At 57.6% G+C, this 15,974-nt stretch carries 15 protein-coding genes; 3 read left to right on the top strand and 12 right to left on the bottom strand.

The genetic code is table 11. The features are described from left to right. Window positions 1-102 precede the first annotated feature (102 nt). The 5 genes from ACIQWO_RS14325 to ACIQWO_RS14305 form a co-directional block, all read right to left on the bottom strand. Entirely contained in the window at window positions 103-1,902 is a 1,800-nt protein-coding gene (locus tag ACIQWO_RS14325) for a toprim domain-containing protein (RefSeq protein ID WP_402824907.1), read from the bottom strand. Next, a complete protein-coding gene (locus ACIQWO_RS14320; protein ID WP_402824904.1) occupies window positions 1,899-2,651 on the bottom strand; it encodes a conserved phage C-terminal domain-containing protein in 753 nt (250 codons plus the stop codon). Before ACIQWO_RS14320 ends, ACIQWO_RS14325 begins: the two co-directional genes overlap by 4 nt. Window positions 2,652-3,290: 639 nt before the next feature. Beyond that, window positions 3,291-3,581, bottom strand: coding sequence for a hypothetical protein (locus ACIQWO_RS14315; RefSeq protein ID WP_402824901.1), 291 nt, complete (start codon window positions 3,579-3,581; stop codon window positions 3,291-3,293). Between the two features lie 956 nt (window positions 3,582-4,537). Then, entirely contained in the window at window positions 4,538-5,581 is a 1,044-nt protein-coding gene (locus ACIQWO_RS14310) for a hypothetical protein (RefSeq protein WP_402824898.1), read from the bottom strand. A 466-nt stretch (window positions 5,582-6,047) separates the two neighbouring features. After that, on the bottom strand, window positions 6,048-6,401 hold the full coding sequence (locus ACIQWO_RS14305; protein WP_402824895.1) for a hypothetical protein: 354 nt from the start codon (window positions 6,399-6,401) through the stop codon (window positions 6,048-6,050). Window positions 6,402-6,706: 305 nt separating this feature from the next. On the opposite strand from ACIQWO_RS14305, the gene ACIQWO_RS14300 reads away from it, so the two are divergent. Next, a complete protein-coding gene (locus ACIQWO_RS14300; RefSeq protein WP_402824892.1) occupies window positions 6,707-7,942 on the top strand; it encodes a hypothetical protein in 1,236 nt (411 codons plus the stop codon). Here ACIQWO_RS14300 and ACIQWO_RS14295 read toward each other — a convergent pair. The 4 genes from ACIQWO_RS14295 to ACIQWO_RS14280 form a co-directional block, all read right to left on the bottom strand. Beyond that, entirely contained in the window at window positions 7,935-8,618 is a 684-nt protein-coding gene (locus ACIQWO_RS14295) for a hypothetical protein (RefSeq protein WP_402824889.1), read from the bottom strand. The two genes, ACIQWO_RS14300 and ACIQWO_RS14295, sit on opposite strands and share 8 nt — an antisense overlap. Window positions 8,619-8,787: 169 nt before the next feature. Beyond that, window positions 8,788-9,144, bottom strand: coding sequence for a hypothetical protein (locus ACIQWO_RS14290; protein WP_402824886.1), 357 nt, complete (start codon window positions 9,142-9,144; stop codon window positions 8,788-8,790). 131 nt (window positions 9,145-9,275) lie between these two features. Next, window positions 9,276-9,509: a hypothetical protein gene (locus ACIQWO_RS14285; protein WP_402824883.1), complete on the bottom strand. Its 234-nt coding sequence runs from the start codon at window positions 9,507-9,509 to the stop codon at window positions 9,276-9,278. Between the two features lie 339 nt (window positions 9,510-9,848). Further along, window positions 9,849-10,058 (bottom strand): hypothetical protein, encoded by a 210-nt coding sequence (locus tag ACIQWO_RS14280; protein ID WP_402824881.1) that lies wholly within the window; start codon window positions 10,056-10,058, stop codon window positions 9,849-9,851. Between the two features lie 483 nt (window positions 10,059-10,541). Here ACIQWO_RS14280 and ACIQWO_RS14275 point away from each other — a divergent pair, with 483 nt between their 5' ends. Then, window positions 10,542-11,408 carry a CsgG/HfaB family protein gene (locus ACIQWO_RS14275; protein WP_150811114.1) on the top strand — a complete coding sequence of 289 codons (867 nt, stop codon included), beginning with the start codon at window positions 10,542-10,544 and terminating at the stop codon, window positions 11,406-11,408. Window positions 11,409-11,918: 510 nt separating this feature from the next. After that, complete coding sequence (locus ACIQWO_RS14270; RefSeq protein WP_402824877.1) at window positions 11,919-12,935, top strand: hypothetical protein; 1,017 nt, start codon at window positions 11,919-11,921, stop codon at window positions 12,933-12,935. Between the two features lie 76 nt (window positions 12,936-13,011). On the opposite strand, the gene ACIQWO_RS14265 is transcribed toward ACIQWO_RS14270, so the two are convergent. From ACIQWO_RS14265 to ACIQWO_RS14255, 3 genes are all read right to left on the bottom strand, one after another. Continuing rightward, the gene (locus ACIQWO_RS14265) at window positions 13,012-13,485 is read right to left on the bottom strand and encodes a WbuC family cupin fold metalloprotein (RefSeq protein ID WP_402824874.1); all 474 of its coding nucleotides are present in this window, start codon (window positions 13,483-13,485) and stop codon (window positions 13,012-13,014) included. A gap of 163 nt (window positions 13,486-13,648) precedes the next feature. Next, window positions 13,649-13,861, bottom strand: a complete 213-nt coding sequence (rpsU, locus tag ACIQWO_RS14260) for a 30S ribosomal protein S21 (RefSeq protein ID WP_017231887.1) — start codon at window positions 13,859-13,861, stop codon at window positions 13,649-13,651. A 488-nt stretch (window positions 13,862-14,349) separates the two neighbouring features. Beyond that, complete coding sequence (locus ACIQWO_RS14255; RefSeq protein WP_402824868.1) at window positions 14,350-15,531, bottom strand: porin; 1,182 nt, start codon at window positions 15,529-15,531, stop codon at window positions 14,350-14,352. Between the last annotated feature and the right edge of the window lie 443 nt (window positions 15,532-15,974).

Below are 15,974 nucleotides of genomic sequence, written 5' to 3'. Positions count from 1 at the left end.
AGTCAAAACGTCATCCAATACGTCGGCCAACTATCAGCCCCTATAACCGGGCATTACAGTCGGCGAAGAATGCATTGAGCGGTATCGAAGACTGAATTCTCATCATTCATCTGCCGTTGCGTTCGTCTCGGCGCGGGGGCTCGGGTAGCTCAGATAGGTAAAAGCCGCGCGGCTTGAATTTCTGCTGAACTGTTGAGCCTCGCGATTGAAGAACAGCCATAGGCTACGATGTTGCATGTCCCCGTTACGCTGCTTCCACAGTGTCAACGTCGCATCAGGCTGATCAGTACTCAAGTCGTCCGCCTCTTTCTGGGCAGACCAAACAGCGAAAACGTTGTCGGCCGCATCGGTAATCTTGCTGCTGCCGGACACGTCCATCTTTCCGGGCGAGCGCTTTTCGTCCTGCCCCTTGCGCGGATGGGCGACCAGATGCACATGAACACCCATTTGTCGGGCAAACGCAGTGATCTTCCGCATGGCCTCTTTTTGCGAGCTCATTGCGCCGTGGCCGTCCTCCAGCACGTCAGTCATCATCAGACTGTCGATCACGAACTGCCTAATTCCGTAGCGCTTGAACCCATAAGTGAATACGCTGATCAAGCGGTCAATCGAGGCCGTACCGAGCAGGTCAAACAGCCACATGCGGTCACCCAACCACGCCGCCATATGGTCAAGATATTCGAGCGTGGGACGTTTCAATCCGCCCAACTGCTTCGCGACCCGCTGCCCTTGACGGTCTGGCTTCATTTCTCCCGAGAACACACAGACGCGTTCGCCTTGGAACATCAGGCCAACGAGAACTTGATTGAGCAGGAGCGACTTACCGTGGCCGTTGTAGCCAGTCCAGACAGTAACTTCGCCGGGGCGCAATTCAAACCAGAACTCGTGTTGGCCGCAAAATGAAAGGTAAGGGCCTGCCTGAGCGCCATGGGCCGGATGAAATAACGCCTTCACTCCGCCCCAGAACTGGTCGATAGTTTTGAGTTCGTCGGGATCAAAGGTTCTGCCCGCTTCGAGGCACTGGCAAAAATCCTCAGCTACCGCCCCGGCCAAGAGGAAATCGTTCGCGTCCTTCGCCTCGCCGAACTTAACGATGCGGCACCGCTCGAGCCCGAGCCGGTTAGCAACTTCTCGTGCGCCTTTCTGCCCAGGTTCGTCCGCGTCGTAGCAAAGGTAAATCTCGCTGAATCGCTCCAGACGATCCCAATCGGAATCAATCCATTGGTGGTTCCCCGCGCCAGCGTTGACCGACAGGGCCGGGATCCCCATCTGGTGCAGCGACATTGCGTCGATCTCACCTTCGGCAATCGCGATAGCTCTGCATTTCGGGTCGATCAGATGCCATCCGAACAGGCACGGTTCAGCTCCTCCCTCCTGGCGCATGTCTTTTTTGTCGACGATGTTTCTGGCCTTCGCATTGATCAGTTCACCGTCGCGCATGTACGGGAAAATCACGAAAGTCTTCTCACCGCGCACTTGCTCGGCAACTTTGAAGTCGGCAATCGTCACGTCGTTCAGGCCACGAGCACTGAGCCAATCGCCAACGAGGGACGTGGGCTTGTGGCATAGCGGCTTTGCCGGCCGCTTGTAGCTCGGCATTGGACGCTGGGGCATGTCATCCCGGATACCGAGAAAACGCTTGGCTTCTCGCATCGCATCCGCGATCGACAGGGCACGGCACTCCATCCACAGGTCGAGCAGATCGCCGCCGACACCGGCGTTGAAGTCCTTCCATACGCCGCGCTTTGCTCCGGAGATGCACACGGACAGGCTGCCACCGGATTCGCCCCCGGTACTGCCAGCCTTCCATTCCTTCCCGGCCCTCTTGCCCTGAGGCAGGAGGTGTTCGACGATCTGCGTGACGCTCTCAGCCATCGCTTGGGCGAGCTCTTTCGCGTTCATACCCCGCCCTCCGGCCACGGCTCGACGTAGACACCCGGCAGTTTTCTCATTGGTCGGCGGTCGCGCCAGAGATGCGCGTTACCCGGGACACAGTAGTCGTTGCGGGCCTCCCATTCGCTGGCAAAACCGGCTGTCACCCACCACGCTCCAGGGGAGCCAGCGTCAGTCTCCGACCTACCGGTTGAGGCGAGGCCGCCGAGCTGGCCGAGGTACTGCTCGAATCGCGTGGCGTTGAACAGCGTGCTCGGCCGGAGATACTTCACCATCTCGTGGTCATCGCGCCACTCCGCCACCTTGGCATCAACGACGGCCTTCACCTGATCAACCGTCGCTCCTTCGGCTAGGCGAGCACGGATGAGCTTCGCGTTCACCTCGACCGTGCGAAATGCCTTGCCGGTCTTGGCGTTCAGGTGTGCAATGACTTCGGCGACATCGCCGCCAGCCATGGCGCTTGAATCAACCTCATCGGATTCGGAGTCAGCTTCGTCGTCGAGACGAGAATCGTCGGGTGAGCCCGACAAGGGTTTTGTATTTATTAAATCCTCTCCTCTCCGTTCTATTCCCTCTCCCTTAAGAGCATTTTCCGGCGGAATTCCGGCGGAACCGCCCGGTGCATCATCCATATTTCCAGCGGAAGCTCTTCCGGTTCCGGAGGAAGCTCCACCGAATTCCTCAGGAAAAAGATCAGATTCCAGCGGACACCCACGAGCCACCCATGGGTCTAGCTCTGGGATTTCCAGCGGAAGCATGTGATTTTCCTGACGCCCTCGATTGCGTTTCCGGAGTCGCTCACACAGCTTTGCATGTGCGTGACGATGCTTTGCGTGCCAGGCGTGATTCACCTTTTCAGCGACGACAGAGTGATACAACCGCCCATCGCTGCACTTCACCCATCCGTGAAGCGCGCCATCGCGCACACTATTCCAAGTCTCGTCGAGCTTTCCCTTGTGCCAATAGCCCGTGCGCTTCGCGAGCCATTCATCGTTGTCGGGGAGAGAGCCTGCGGGCACTTCATGCCAAGAGACGCACCACAACAAGACCGCAGACCAACAGGCCTCTGGAGACTCGTCATGTGCGAGGTCGGACCGGAGAAGTCGCGGCACGTCGATTGGCATTTCCCGGAAGTTGCGCAAATCGCAACCAGCGGGAGTCATTGGCGTTGGGGATTCAGACATGGCGGTGCTGTCCATCTCGCTGACTTGAATTGGGTCGGGGCGTACCACGTGCACAGCGAACACATGGCTCGGCTGTACATCCGCTGCCCCGGTTGAAGAAGGTCGGTCAGTGCCGAGAGAGGCCGAATGCGTCATACAACTTCGCGACGATGAGCGGCGGCAAGATGCCGCGGCAGTAGCAGGCCATGAGCAAGCGCTTGAGGGCTGTCTTCATCAGAGCAGCCCCAGATCGACTTCCATGCGGCGAACCTGCCCTGCGCTTCGCTGATGAATCTCGAAACGAATCCGGCGCCAGCAAAGGGATCGAAGAACGCGGTTGGGCGTGCTGATCATCAAGGCGCCGAGCAGCGTGATGCGCCGCTCGCGGGCCTCATCGTTTGCTCGGACCAGATTAGGCATACGTTCACGGTCTTCGACAGACGGACCGAGCACTGAAAATGGAGGTTGAAGGGCGAACGCCGCCCCGCAGCGGCCAACACGGCGCAGCGAAGTTTGAATAGCCATGACGTCCCCGCTTAGGCTGTGGGTTGCGTGTAGCCGAGGGGATCAGCGAAGTACCGGTGACACTCTTCGTTGCTATAGACGGTGCAGCGCGGAGTAAGCCGGATCGCTTTGGGGGCCCGACCTTCGGCGGACATGGCACGCCATGTCTCGCGACAAACGGGGAGAAAGGGCTTGATCTGCGACCAGCGCGAAAAGCCAGTCAGAGGAAGGTCTTTGGGCACAGAAGTGCCAGAATTAGCAGCTTTCGACATACATCATCCCCAAAAATGGGATGCCGAAATCGCCCAAGATTGCAAACGAATAGCCACAACTGCCCATAAAATGCTAGATGCGAGTTGGAAAGTCGTTTACATTCTTCGTAGGTACACGTGCCTACGGATGCTACTCCGTACCATGGGTGCCTACCAGACGCTTCGGCGAATGGTGAAAGGGTTGCGTGCCGTACCCTGAGAAAGTCACACGCTTCCCGCCTTGAAGCCCCGTTCACTGCTACGTGTCCGGGGCTTCGTCTCTTTTTACGGCCCAACTTCTGCCGCCAAATCAAATTTACTGGGCCCATCTGGGCACGCGCCACATTTATTTTGCGTGGCCCGACAACCTTGGCTAAATCTTACACTGGCTTAATGCCCCAGCTGCGCAAGCCAAGAAGATTGCGTTTTGACCGTAGTGGGTCATCAAAAAAACCCCCTAGTGCCCTACCGCAGAAAAGTCCGGGTACTTGCGTCGTGTTGTACACCCCGACAGCCTAGCCCCTTGCATCGTGCTGTCGAAACCGAATGTTGTGCGCAATCTGGAGACCCGTTCTTGCCGCCTCAAGCGGCGAAATTGATGTCGGCACGAATTCCATATTAGGCAACTCGACGTTCCCCAATCAGGTGTATTGGGCAACAATGTGAAACGATGGTATTCCGTTAGGGACCAGATGTGAACGACAACAATCCGTATATTTTTTGCGTTTAATTGACGGCTGATTCATTGACGTCGTTAGCAACCACTCCATGTCGTGGCGCGTCTCGCCCTTCAATCTCTCTTCGCCTGTATTCGCCGCGCAAATCACTGCGTTTCGCGGACGCCGCCGAAATGCGCTCGACGGTTCTTGCGTCTAATCGATTGACAACTCCCTCAACATCCAGCAGTTTCAAAGTGACGTTGGCACGACGCCGCAACCAAAGCCCCATGTTTGCCGCTGTCAAACGAACCACGAGCAAGCGTTCCGGCGATGTTTGGTCACGTCGAAGCACTGGATAAGTGTTGGCCGTGACGTTGGCCTGTGTCACAGCCAGCGCATTTGCGAACGCGACCATTTCGGTCGCCATGTCCGAAAGGTCTTGCATATTCCTATCGGGACGATCAAGAGCGACAATGCGCAGAGCAGTCAAATCCGTATACAACCTCGTGAAATACGGATCCGCCAAGAGTTTGACCATGGCCGAGGCACCGTCATTAATCATTGATATTCTTGATTCTAACTGTCGCCTGTCGTCAAGGATCTTGTCTATGGCATCGTTATGATGGAAATATTCATGGAATGCGCTGAGAACGCGACGGATCCACCGAAGAGCGCTGCCAAACCCGGTGTCTAAGAACCAACTCAGCGTATGATCAAACTTGCGCAACCGACGCCTCTCCGCGTAAGGCGACTCCTCTTCTTCGCCGTCATAGCAAGCCAGCTCAGAGAGATCGCGGAGCCACCACTCAATCATCTCAACCGTCTGCTCTGGGCTTCTCGAAACCAAAAGGGTTGAGAGATTCACCTTAGGCCACAGCCACAGGTTTTGAATCGATGGTTGATCAAGCAGCCAAATAACTGCCGGCTCTTGCGCCACCCTGCTTGCCCGCCGCGCATTGGCCCAAACGACGTCTTCAATGAGCATCCGCACGCGACGCTTGTCGTCCGACATGAACGCTTCAGGCTTTATTGTGGCTCGCATGTGCCCCAAATCGGACGCATCAATTAGAGTGATCGCCGACAGAAAGTCTTCATTCGAAGGAATTGCCAAGATGTTGCTCCTGGAATTTTCTTTGGAAATTCACATGAGGTAGCCCCTTACAGGGGCCACCGTAAGCATGCGAATTAGGATCCAGCGACCTCTCGTTGCGGACGCGCCAGCCAAGGAATCTCCTCTCCTAGCAAATTTGCGGAAGTCTTCGCATCGTCATATATGTGCTCGCAAACCTCATGAAGATGAGCGCCGACAATTTCGAGGGCATTGAGCAAACCCAGATGGGCCCCGGCTCCCAAGGGCTCCGCCCCCGACATCGAAGGCTCAGAGATACTATTGTGCACAAGGCGAGATATTGTTACCACAGCGTTCGAAGCCCGCCGAATATCGGCAACGTTGGCCGTACGAACTAGATAATGTTCTGGCTCGCCGTCAGTCCACCAGTCTTGCGTCAATGCCCCACGAAACGAAGGCTTGAGGTATTCAGCTTCGTTCGTCTTCGGTGGTTCGAATTTCTGCGCGCTCATTGCTCCCCCCCTGCATCGGCTGCTTGATCCATCAGAACATCGGCTACGTCCTCAATTCGCCGGACGAGCGAGTCTGAGGCGTACTTAGCAAGATTAACGAGAGATTCCACCGTTGTGGGCAAGAGCGGCACACCGTCGGCATCGCTGGCGTCGTTTCCAACGAATGAAGTTTCGGTGATGTTGTTGCTCGTGATTGTGAGGACTGTCGATACCCCCGAAGCGACTGTTCTGGCGTCTTCGAGTAGATCGGTGATCCGCTCCAAGCAGACTACGCCAGAGGGAACAGACTGCATCTTCTGAGCGGGAAATAGCCGAAAATCGGCATCGAGAGGATTTTGATTGGCGCACATACGGCCTCCTACGTTTGGTAGAAAGCTCGCCACTCTTTTCCAGGAGGGTGGGCGAGCACATGACAGGGCTGGAAAACCGGAACGTAGGCACCGGCGTGCGCGAACGCACCCCCACCAAGGCCCGCCCATTGATAGGACGTGCAAAGGCTACGGACGTAAAAAAACCGCTCCACGGCGGCTGTCCGCCCACGTTTCCCCGGTTTCCAGGCCGGACCGCTGTTGTTTCAGCGGTAAGTCGAAGATAGTGCATGGGGTAAACGGTTGTCAAGCATCTAAACTAGGCTTCCGATCTCCCAGGAGAATTCATGGCAACAAAAGTGCGTGTGATCACTCGAGCCGAACTATACGTAAAGGTCTGGGCGTCGCCTGTCTCAAAGGTGGCGGAAGAGTTCGGCATGTCGGGCAATGGGCTTCGGAAGCTATGCACTCGAAATAAGGTCCCTTGCCCACAGCGTGGCTACTGGGCAAAACTGCAGGCAGGGAAGGACGTCTCGCGTATCGAACTTCCCCCTCGTCCGGGCAAAGAGATAATTACGCTGGATGAAGTAGCAACCGAATCTCACCGACGCCGCGGCAAGGACATTGTGCAGACCAAAGCGCACTCTTTCGACGTGATCATCACACGAGATCCCGCAGCGCCCCCCCACCCTCTCGTAACAGAGACACAAACATCGCTTCAAAAGACAGACGGCACGATTAGTCGAGAGGCAGTTCACGGCAAGCGGAGAAAGGAACGTCAGGCTCGGGGCGAACTGCGGCAGATCGACGTGGAAGTCGTTAATCGACCACCGCTAATCGACCATGGAAGGGTAATCGGATCAGGAGAACTAAGGCACTGCCTAGTATCGTCGCAGTTGCGCTCGCGTGCACTCGCACTGCTTGAGACATTGATACTGACCGGAGAGTCGGGTGGTCTGTCGTTTGACCTGAGCGGCTCCGCCATGTTCGTCAGCCACAACAGCGAAAAAGCCGAAATTCGGATATTCGAAGTATTGGAAGAACGAAAAAACCCCTCACGCGATAAGCTTGACCAAATACTGAGTCCCATGATCAAAGTGCCGTCGGGTCAATTGCGATTGACGATCCAGGCACCCAGTTTCTTCACACTGATTCGAGTTTCCGATCAACCTAAAAACCCTCTAGAAAATCAGATCGTCGCGGCGCTTAGCAAAACACTTCGAGGTCTCAGTAGGATACCGGCAAGACGAGAAGCCGAAGGAATTAGACTAGAGGAGCTGGCACTGAAATGGGAGGCTGCTAAGCGACGAGAAGATGAGGCCGCGGCACGTCGCGAAATTGAACAGGAGCAGCGGCACCAGGAGAGCGATCGCCAAGCGCAATTTTTTAAGGATGCAGCCCTTTGGGCCGAATGCGAGCGCGCAAGACAATACATCACCGAAGTACTCAGACTAGCTAAACAACGAGGACCAGAGGCCATCATAAAAGCGAATCATTGGGCTGAGTGGGCGACGGGCGTTGTAGATGCAAGAGACCCAGTGCAGAAGGCACTCAGTGATTTCGCCGACGGAGCCGCTACCTAGCGAATACAGCAAACGGCGCACCGAACACACTCGGTTGCCGAGGTAAGAAATTTTCGCAAAAGACTCTGAAGGGTGAGCACCGGAATTGACGTCTAACGCTCCCTGGAGCAGCGACAAAATCGGTGGCAACCTGTTCAATTCCGTCGAACATCGACGGCTGCCTCCCCTCTAAAGCCATCGCTCGTCGCAATCTCACGTCCAGCGTCCGAGGGCGAATTGCAAGGTAACTTGCAAGTTCAGATTTACCGCCATGAAAGTTCTGGAATGTCCGCAGGTACGCCACGGCCTCCGAAAACCGCCCGGAAACAACCTCTTCTTGCTCCCTCTCTCGCTGTTCTCGCTCAAGTATTTCGGCCGGCTCTGTTGATGCGTCGGCAGTCAGGCGTGCAGAGACAGAATTCTCGGCGAACTCGCCATCATCAGCAATCAACTCTTGATCGAGCCTGTATGCGCCTCGGTCCTTGTAATTGGCGTAGAAACCGAATCGCCTCATCAACCGCGTCAGCACGCCCTCCTGAAGCCCTTCATCGTCTGGAGGCACGTAGCCGTTTTCGCCAACGTAAGCGACGGCTTCCAGATATGCCTCAGACTCCAAGTCCTCAGTCTCATATTCGTTTTTCGAGGCTCTAGCGATGCGCCGAAGCGCATCTCGCATCGGGGCTAACAGGTTCGCCAAGAAGGTTCCATCAAGCCTAATTGCCATTCGCAAGCGCACACGCGTCCGTTTGATTGTGGCAATACGCTATGCGAAAACTGATGTGCCGTCTTTAGGAAAATGCTCATTTTGGCCTAGCCAGCGAAGTGACGGGATCGAGCGTCCCAGCGTCCGTCGACCAAAGGCTACCCTACTGAATCGGTGTAGATGGAACAGTTGCATATGCTCCGCACCCCTTCGAAGCACGCAAATCATCCAACGCTACACGCCGTCGATTGGCGCTCTCCATCGCCGAATCCTTTTCCATCATGTTGCCAACGCCAAAATCCCCGAGAAAAGAAAGCACTGACCTCCCATCGAACTGGCTTTCCCGATTTACGTGCTCGATAAAGCCGTTGACCTTGGCCGTTTCGAGATCAATTTCACGGCAGGTCATCGCGCCCTTTTCGTAACCGGTGAGTTCACCCTGGCGTCCATAGTTTTTTGTCGCGCAGCCGGAAACGGCCACGACGGCAAACACAACAAACAGAACGTGCTTCAGCTTCATATTCCCTCAGTCTGAATTGATTTTTTGTATGAACGGCCGAATGTAAACGCTGACAACATCCGACACAACACGCTAAACCAATTCGAGTCCATCGACTTTGGGATAAAGCTTGATTTTCGTGGCGCGCGAGATCAACAACCGACCAAGCGACGGTCAATCGCCAGTTGTATCTCATCGATCAGCGCTGCCTGGATCATGCCCAGCGAGTCCCCCTTAGCCAACTTCAGTTCTCTAGTGCCGAACGGCTCAACGAGCTCTACGCCATCAAACGGCGCGACTCGGATCGTGATTTCCCAAATCGCGGAGCGATCCACGATCTGAATGTCGACAGTGCAACCGCGATACACGAAGTTAAGGGAAGGCATTGGCGGCACTCGTTGAGAGGTAATCCCAGTGCAATGATAGTGTCAACAGCAGCCCACCGGAGCCTTCCGACAATCGCCCCTCCGCCTTAAAATTACTCACGAAGCCGCCCCACACTGGGTTGCGGTTGAGCAACATCGGTGCAGGGGAATACTGTTAGGGGTATTTTTGGGGGTATTTCGCAAAATCCCTACCGGATAAATCCCATCGAATCTAAATATTCGATTCCTGTCGGGGGACCAATTTTGCGTCCCACGTTTCATCAGATTTAGTAAAAAGCCCCGTCCGGCGTTCGTCGGACGGGGCTTTTTTGCATTCACAAGAATTGCAGTGCCAAGGCGTCAATAAGGGGCCCCCGACTTCTTTTCCAGCGATGGCCACTGAACGAAGGCGAACACCCAAATCATCACGAAATTGAGAAGCGGTACAAAAGCGACCAGCACCCACCAGGGCGAGAACCCGGCGCGGCGAATAATGCGCGCATAGGGATACAGGAAAAATATCGAGAACAGCAACACAATCAACCAATGCCAGATGCTTAGGCTACCCATATCTCTCCTCGTTTTTTAGCGTCGTGGAACTACGGTTAATGCTGCACATTGTCTCGCACAACATTGGCAGCGCGGAGCCATTTTTGCGTCCATTTCGCTCACAACATCCGACGTTAGTTCGGCTATCGAATTGTCACGATTCCATACGAAATCATGCCCCGACGCGCCCATAGCTCGCCAGCAACGCATCATCTCGTGGTTTTCCCTTAATCCTTACCTAAGACCTACGAAAGCGGTGCCTTAATCCATTCGTAATCCCCACTATTTTTGATAGGGCATACGCACTTTACGCCCGTGCTAGCATGCGGCGCGGAATGTTCTTACGGAGCATTTCAGCATAGGAGTCCTACCGTAAATCGATTTCACTCCTGCTTTTTTGGACTCCTGGCATTAGGCGGCGTCACCGACTGGGCCAAATCCGTTGCAAAAGCGGGTGCGGCAGCGCCGCCAATTTCCAGAACAACATTCTAAAGAACTAGGAAAATGGCACACCATCTCGTAAAAATCACCGGCCTGCTGCTTGCAGCCGGCATCATGGCGGGTTGCTCGACCATGAACCAGGGGAGCAGCAGCGCCAAAACGGCCGCCACCGGATCCGCCGGCGGCGCGAACTCCGAAAACGCTAACCAAACGCTTGAAAAGTGCGATCGCCCGCTGGGTACCATGGCGGTGATTGAAGACACGTCCGCCCCCTGGTACGGCGTGCTGACCGGCCAGTACAAGCTCGGCTCGACCGTGCCGGTGCTCAAGTTGCTCGTCCAGCAGTCGAACTGCTTCGTGATCGTCGATCGCGGTCGCGGCATGAACACGATCATGGGCGAACGCGCCCTGCAAGAGTCCGGCGAACTGCGCAACAAGTCGAACTTCGGCAAGGGCAAGATGGTCTCCGCCGACTACGCGCTGAGCCCGTCGATCACCTTCACGAACAATAACGCCGGCGGTGCCGGTGCCAGCATCGCCGGCCTTCTTCCGGGCGGCATCGGTGCAGCCATCGGCGCGCTCGCCGGCAGCATGAACTCGAAAGAAGCCAGCACCATGCTGACCGTCATCGACAACCGCTCCAGCGTGCAGATCGCCGCCGCTGAAGGCAGCGCCACCGCCATGGACTTCGGCGCCCTCGGCCGTATCGTTGGCAGCTCGGCCGGCGGCTCGCTCGGCGGCTACTCGAACACCGCCGAAGGCAAGGTCATCGTGGCCGCGTTCACCGACTCGTATAACAACGTCGTGCGCGCCGTGAAGAACTACAAGCAACAAACTGTCGCCGGTGGCCTCGGCACGGGCGGTCAACTCACCGTCCAGGACGACGACGCACCCGCACCGACCAAAAAGGCCGTCCGCAAGAAGAAGTAATCTCGTTTCTGCGATTGGCCGTCCCTCAAACCTGTCTTTTCTGCAGGTTTGGGGGACAGTCTTATGTTCTCCAGCCCGCGCCTCCGGACTCCCCCCCTCGACGCTTGCCACCTCGGCGCTCGCTAACACCCTATCGCATCGCCACACTCAGGCTGGCGCGCCCTACCCCCTCCGAATCGCCCCGCCCAGTCCCACCCGCTTCAATCCTCAAATATTTTGCCGTCCAGCAAACGGATTGGCCCCGTCGGCAAAGGCAACCGCCTAGCCACCAATCTCCGCTCCACTATCATTGCGCACGTGCCCTCCCCCCAAAGTGCCTAAGTTGCTGCCTACGTTTGTGCCTAAGCCATCGCTTGCGCATCACCCAAGCCGTTTGCCTAGCCTTTACCTGAGCAATACCTAAGCACTCATTCGCACGACCCAGGTGTTTCGTAGGTGTTGCGTCGCCGCGCTCGCCGCCCGACCGCGCAATCCCGCTATTCCTTGTCCTCTCTCGATGCCAGGATTCGTATGACGAAGCCTTCGCAGCGCGCTGTCCCGCTTACGACACCCAACGCCGACGACGCCCCCGCCGCCAGCGCCGTCGCTCACGCCTGGGCCCAGGTCGGCGCAGCGCTCAGCCCGCATCCGGACTGCCCGCTCCCCAACTGGACCGGGGGCGGCGATACGCTCCATCAACATCTTCTGGTCATCGGCAACGAGCACGACAGCGATCTGGTCAGCCAGCTCAGGCATCTCGAAGTCGCGTCCGCGCGCTTCGGCAAGGTCGGCTTTGTCGGCCCGGCGAACACGCGACGTCTGGTCGAATGGTCGATGGGGGAGCGCGTCGTCGTGCTTTCGCGCATGCCGCGCGACGTCTCGGACTGGGATCTACGCTGCCCGCTCGCCTCGCTCGCGCGCACGCTGGGCCCGCAAGCCGCACATGCACACGCCGGACGCCCCTTCCTGCACGTAGCCGCCGTCCCCGCGCGACATTGGCGCGACCGGCTGGCAGCCGCGGCACGGCACGGCTTGTGCGTAGGGCTTGCTGGACTGGATGCGCTCGACAGCGTGGGATTGACGGGTACGTCAGCGAACGCCTCACGCCTGATGTCTCTGGCACCGCTGCTGCGCGTGCCAGGCGTTTCCTGGGTGCCGCTGGGTCAGCAGGGAGATGAGGTATCGGATACCGTGCCGCCGGAATCGGTCGACTGGATCGACTGGCGCACGGACTGCGACGATCTGGCCGATGAAGCATCGCTTATCGACAATCTCGATCTGGTAATCGCACTTGATGCCGGACACGCCCATCTGGCCGAAGGCCTCGGGGTCCCGGTGTGGTATTTGGGTGCACCGCGAACGGCACTATCGGCAGTGCGTCATGACGATCGTTACGACACGCACTTCAGCCCGGAGCGCCTAAGTCATCGCGCCGACCTGGACGATTTCCGACCGCCGCCCGTCTCGCAAGACTGGCTCGGCACGGTGGACACCGCTGCAAAAGCACTTCTCGCGATGGCGACTGAGTTTCAGGGCTGGACCCGCTAACTCATCAACGGGGCGACGAGGCCGTTTGCACGCACCACGCCGCCCAGCCGTCAACAAACGTCATGGACGCAGGACGTTAAGCCGCCCAGCGGTCGCCGACCTGCGCCGTCTTGACCCACTCCATGAACGCTGCGGCTTCCGGCGTATCGGCAGGTGCAGACCAGTCGGCGTAGTCCGCCTCGACGAACGGACGATACGGGCCGTGCTTCACCTCGAAGATCACAGCTCCCGGATCGAGCGACAGCACCGTGTGATGCGTCTTGACCGGGCTTTCGATGACGCTCGTGTCTTCGCCGAGCACCTTGCGGTCAATCACAACGCCAGCCTCGTCGAACGTCAACACGACAAAGCGGCCGCGCAGCGCCGTCAGCAACTCCCACGTATGGTGATGCAGGTGCGGACGAATGTACGTCGACGGCTCCATCGCAATCGCCAGGCGCTGGATCGAATCGTCGAGCGACTCATGCAGGTTCTGATTCATGCGCGCGCGGGGCGATTGCGTAGCTTGTTCGGTCAGCGCGTCGAGCGCGGCAAAGGTCAACGTTTTCATCAGCTTATGTGGGGAATGAGGGGTGTTCGCGGCACGAGGCGGCCATTCGCTATGCACGGAAGTGTAGCAAACCGGCTCGCTTCGCCAGCCCATAAAAAAACCCGCCGTGTGGCGGGTTTTTCGACTTCGCACTGCATTGCGCCTGAGCGGCGCAACAGCGTGCTTAGTACATCTTCTTCTTCAGGGTCTGGCTGCGCAGACGCTTACGCAGACGGGCCACGGCAGCAGCCTTCTTGCGCTTGCGTTCAGCCGTCGGCTTTTCGTAAGCAGCGCGTGCCTTGACTTCCTTGATCAGGCCCGTGCCGTCGATAGCGCGGCGGAAACGACGCAGTGCAACTTCAACGGGTTCACCGTCTTTGATAAGAATCTTAGTCATGCAATATCTCGAATAATGTTTCGGCCCCGAAGAGCCGTAAATTTGATTTACCGCGCAAAGACACCATTCCCCGCCCCGCCGGAGATTCCTCCTGCCAGGCGCGACGAACGGACTTGCTACGGACTGCACTGCACCACATCCGGCGGGACCGCGAATCACCTCCTCTGCGATCTCCCGATTGGCAATCGATACCTGGTATCGCGCCTTCCAGACTGGCTGAACGGTTGATTGATGGCGAAGCGGCCGCTAATCGTTCGTCAGTAAGCGCCACTTCCCGCAATGCCCATAATTTGGACAAGGTCGTGATTATACACAGAAAGGACATCAGACGCACACATTTTTGACGTCCCTCCATGTACGACGGGCCCCGCCAGCACGCTGGAGGAGCCCGCCACCGGCAGGAGACGGCATTCGATGCCCTCCCCCGCCAGTCAGGTTTGCACTGCCAGGCGGCGTCGAACACCGCCCTGACGCAGGTAAGAACCGGCTTAGAACTTGTGACGCACGCCTGCGATCACGGCGATCTGCGACTGCGCGCCGGTGCCCGTCGGGCCACCCACGTTGTCGATCGCGGCGACGACAGCGTCACCCGTAGCGCGTTGGTACACGCCGTTCAGGTACGTCTCGGTGCGCTTGCTGAACGAGTAGGTCGTGCCAGCATTGACCTGGAACCAGCGCGGCTTCGTGCCCTTGCTGATACCCGACAGTGCCGTCGCGCCGCTCACGCTGCCATCGCTGTAGACGAAGGCCAGACCCGCCAGCAGACGCGGCGTGAACTGGTACTTGCCGTTCAGTTCGAAGGTGTTCACGCGAATCGACGATTGATTGACGTAGTTCACCTTGGCGTAGCTGTACACGAAGCCGACCGTTGCCGCCTGGATGGCGTACGAAACACCTGCCGCAGCGATGTCGTGCTTGTCGACGGCGCTCGTGTAGAAGATGTCCGTGGCGCTCGAATAGTCGTTCGAGACCGCGCCGTTGGCATTGGTCGTGCCCGGGCTGGACAGGTGCATGTAGCCGAGGGCTGCCGTCAGCGGGCCGTTGGCATAGCCAGCGCCGATGCTGAACGCGTTGTTGTTCGAGAAGCCCGTGCCGCCGCCAGTGTTCGCCTGGTTGCTGAAGCCGTACAGTGCGCCGAACGAGAAGCCGCTGTAGTTCGCGCTCGTGTACTTGACCGAGTTGTTGACGCGGAACGAGTTGTACAGGTTGTCGATGTCGCCGATGTGCGCGCCGTATTGCGTTGCCCACTGCTTGGCCGACGTGATCGGGCTCACGAAGTCGACCACGGAGTCGTACTGGCGACCGATCGAGACCGTGCCTGCCTGTGCGCTTTGCAGACCGACATACGCCTGACGACCGAACATGCGGCTGTTTTGCAGCATCGTGCCGTTCATCAGATTAAAGCCGTTCTCCAGCACAAACACGGCCTTCAGGCCGCCGCCCAGATCTTCCGTGCCCTTCAGGCCCCAACGGTTGCCCTGACCAATGCCGCTCACGGCTTGGAAGTTGTGTGCACCCTTGGCGTTCAGACCGGTGGCGACGTTGTTGACGTAAGCAACGCCTGCGTCGATCACGCCGTACAGCGTGACGTTCGTGCTGCTCTGGGCCATTGCCGGAGCGGCAACGGCGAAGCTGGCAGCAGCCAGGGCCGTGAGTTGGAAGCGCTTCATCTTTATCCTCTTTGATAGTGGTCTTATATTTTTGTCCCGCAGGTGCGGGCGTCCACTGTCAATGTCGGCTGCCTCGATCTGTGCGACGAGGATGCTGCAACCGCATATGCAATGGAGTACTCACCAAATGACACGCGGTGCTTTCCATATGAAGGAAAAGCACCGCGGGTCGTTTGCAAGCGGGTGCATTCTGACACGCTAGCGACACAATTCGCACGCAAGTGGTGCAATTGCAACACATGAAATAACGGACATATGCGACGTGTGCCACGAGGGTTTCGGACACCGTGATAAGTCACATCATGGTCCGGCGATGTCGAGGGCACGCGACAAAGCGCATCGACTATTTCCACGCCGCCCGCACCCAACCGCGATTCAACGATGCAATGAAAAACGGCGCATCACCCGTAGGTATGCGCCGTTTTTCGGCATCGCCTTCGCCG

This window comes from Pandoraea sp. NPDC090278 (genome assembly GCF_044772185.1).
GTDB lineage: Bacteria > Pseudomonadota > Gammaproteobacteria > Burkholderiales > Burkholderiaceae > Pandoraea.
The sequence above is the reverse complement of the archived record's forward strand: the minus strand, read 5'-3'. Positions and strand labels throughout refer to the sequence as shown.

Bases quoted from the DNA above. Each gene is read 5' to 3' on its own strand.
- ACIQWO_RS14315 (WP_402824901.1), bottom strand. From the start codon at position 3,581: ATGGCTATTCAAACTTCGCTGCGCCGTGTTGGCCGCTGCGGGGCGGCG.
- rpsU (WP_017231887.1), bottom strand. From the start codon at position 13,861: ATGACTAAGATTCTTATCAAAGACGGTGAACCCGTTGAAGTTGCACTG.
- ACIQWO_RS14290 (WP_402824886.1), bottom strand. From the start codon at position 9,144: ATGAAGCTGAAGCACGTTCTGTTTGTTGTGTTTGCCGTCGTGGCCGTT.
- ACIQWO_RS14300 (WP_402824892.1), top strand. From the start codon at position 6,707: ATGGCAACAAAAGTGCGTGTGATCACTCGAGCCGAACTATACGTAAAG.
- ACIQWO_RS14320 (WP_402824904.1), bottom strand. From the start codon at position 2,651: ATGCTTCCGCTGGAAATCCCAGAGCTAGACCCATGGGTGGCTCGTGGG.
- ACIQWO_RS14270 (WP_402824877.1), top strand. From the start codon at position 11,919: ATGACGAAGCCTTCGCAGCGCGCTGTCCCGCTTACGACACCCAACGCC.
- ACIQWO_RS14325 (WP_402824907.1), bottom strand. From the start codon at position 1,902: ATGAACGCGAAAGAGCTCGCCCAAGCGATGGCTGAGAGCGTCACGCAG.
- ACIQWO_RS14275 (WP_150811114.1), top strand. From the start codon at position 10,542: ATGGCACACCATCTCGTAAAAATCACCGGCCTGCTGCTTGCAGCCGGC.
- ACIQWO_RS14280 (WP_402824881.1), bottom strand. From the start codon at position 10,058: ATGGGTAGCCTAAGCATCTGGCATTGGTTGATTGTGTTGCTGTTCTCG.
- ACIQWO_RS14265 (WP_402824874.1), bottom strand. From the start codon at position 13,485: ATGAAAACGTTGACCTTTGCCGCGCTCGACGCGCTGACCGAACAAGCT.
- ACIQWO_RS14255 (WP_402824868.1), bottom strand. From the start codon at position 15,531: ATGAAGCGCTTCCAACTCACGGCCCTGGCTGCTGCCAGCTTCGCCGTT.
- ACIQWO_RS14305 (WP_402824895.1), bottom strand. From the start codon at position 6,401: ATGTGCGCCAATCAAAATCCTCTCGATGCCGATTTTCGGCTATTTCCC.
- ACIQWO_RS14285 (WP_402824883.1), bottom strand. From the start codon at position 9,509: ATGCCTTCCCTTAACTTCGTGTATCGCGGTTGCACTGTCGACATTCAG.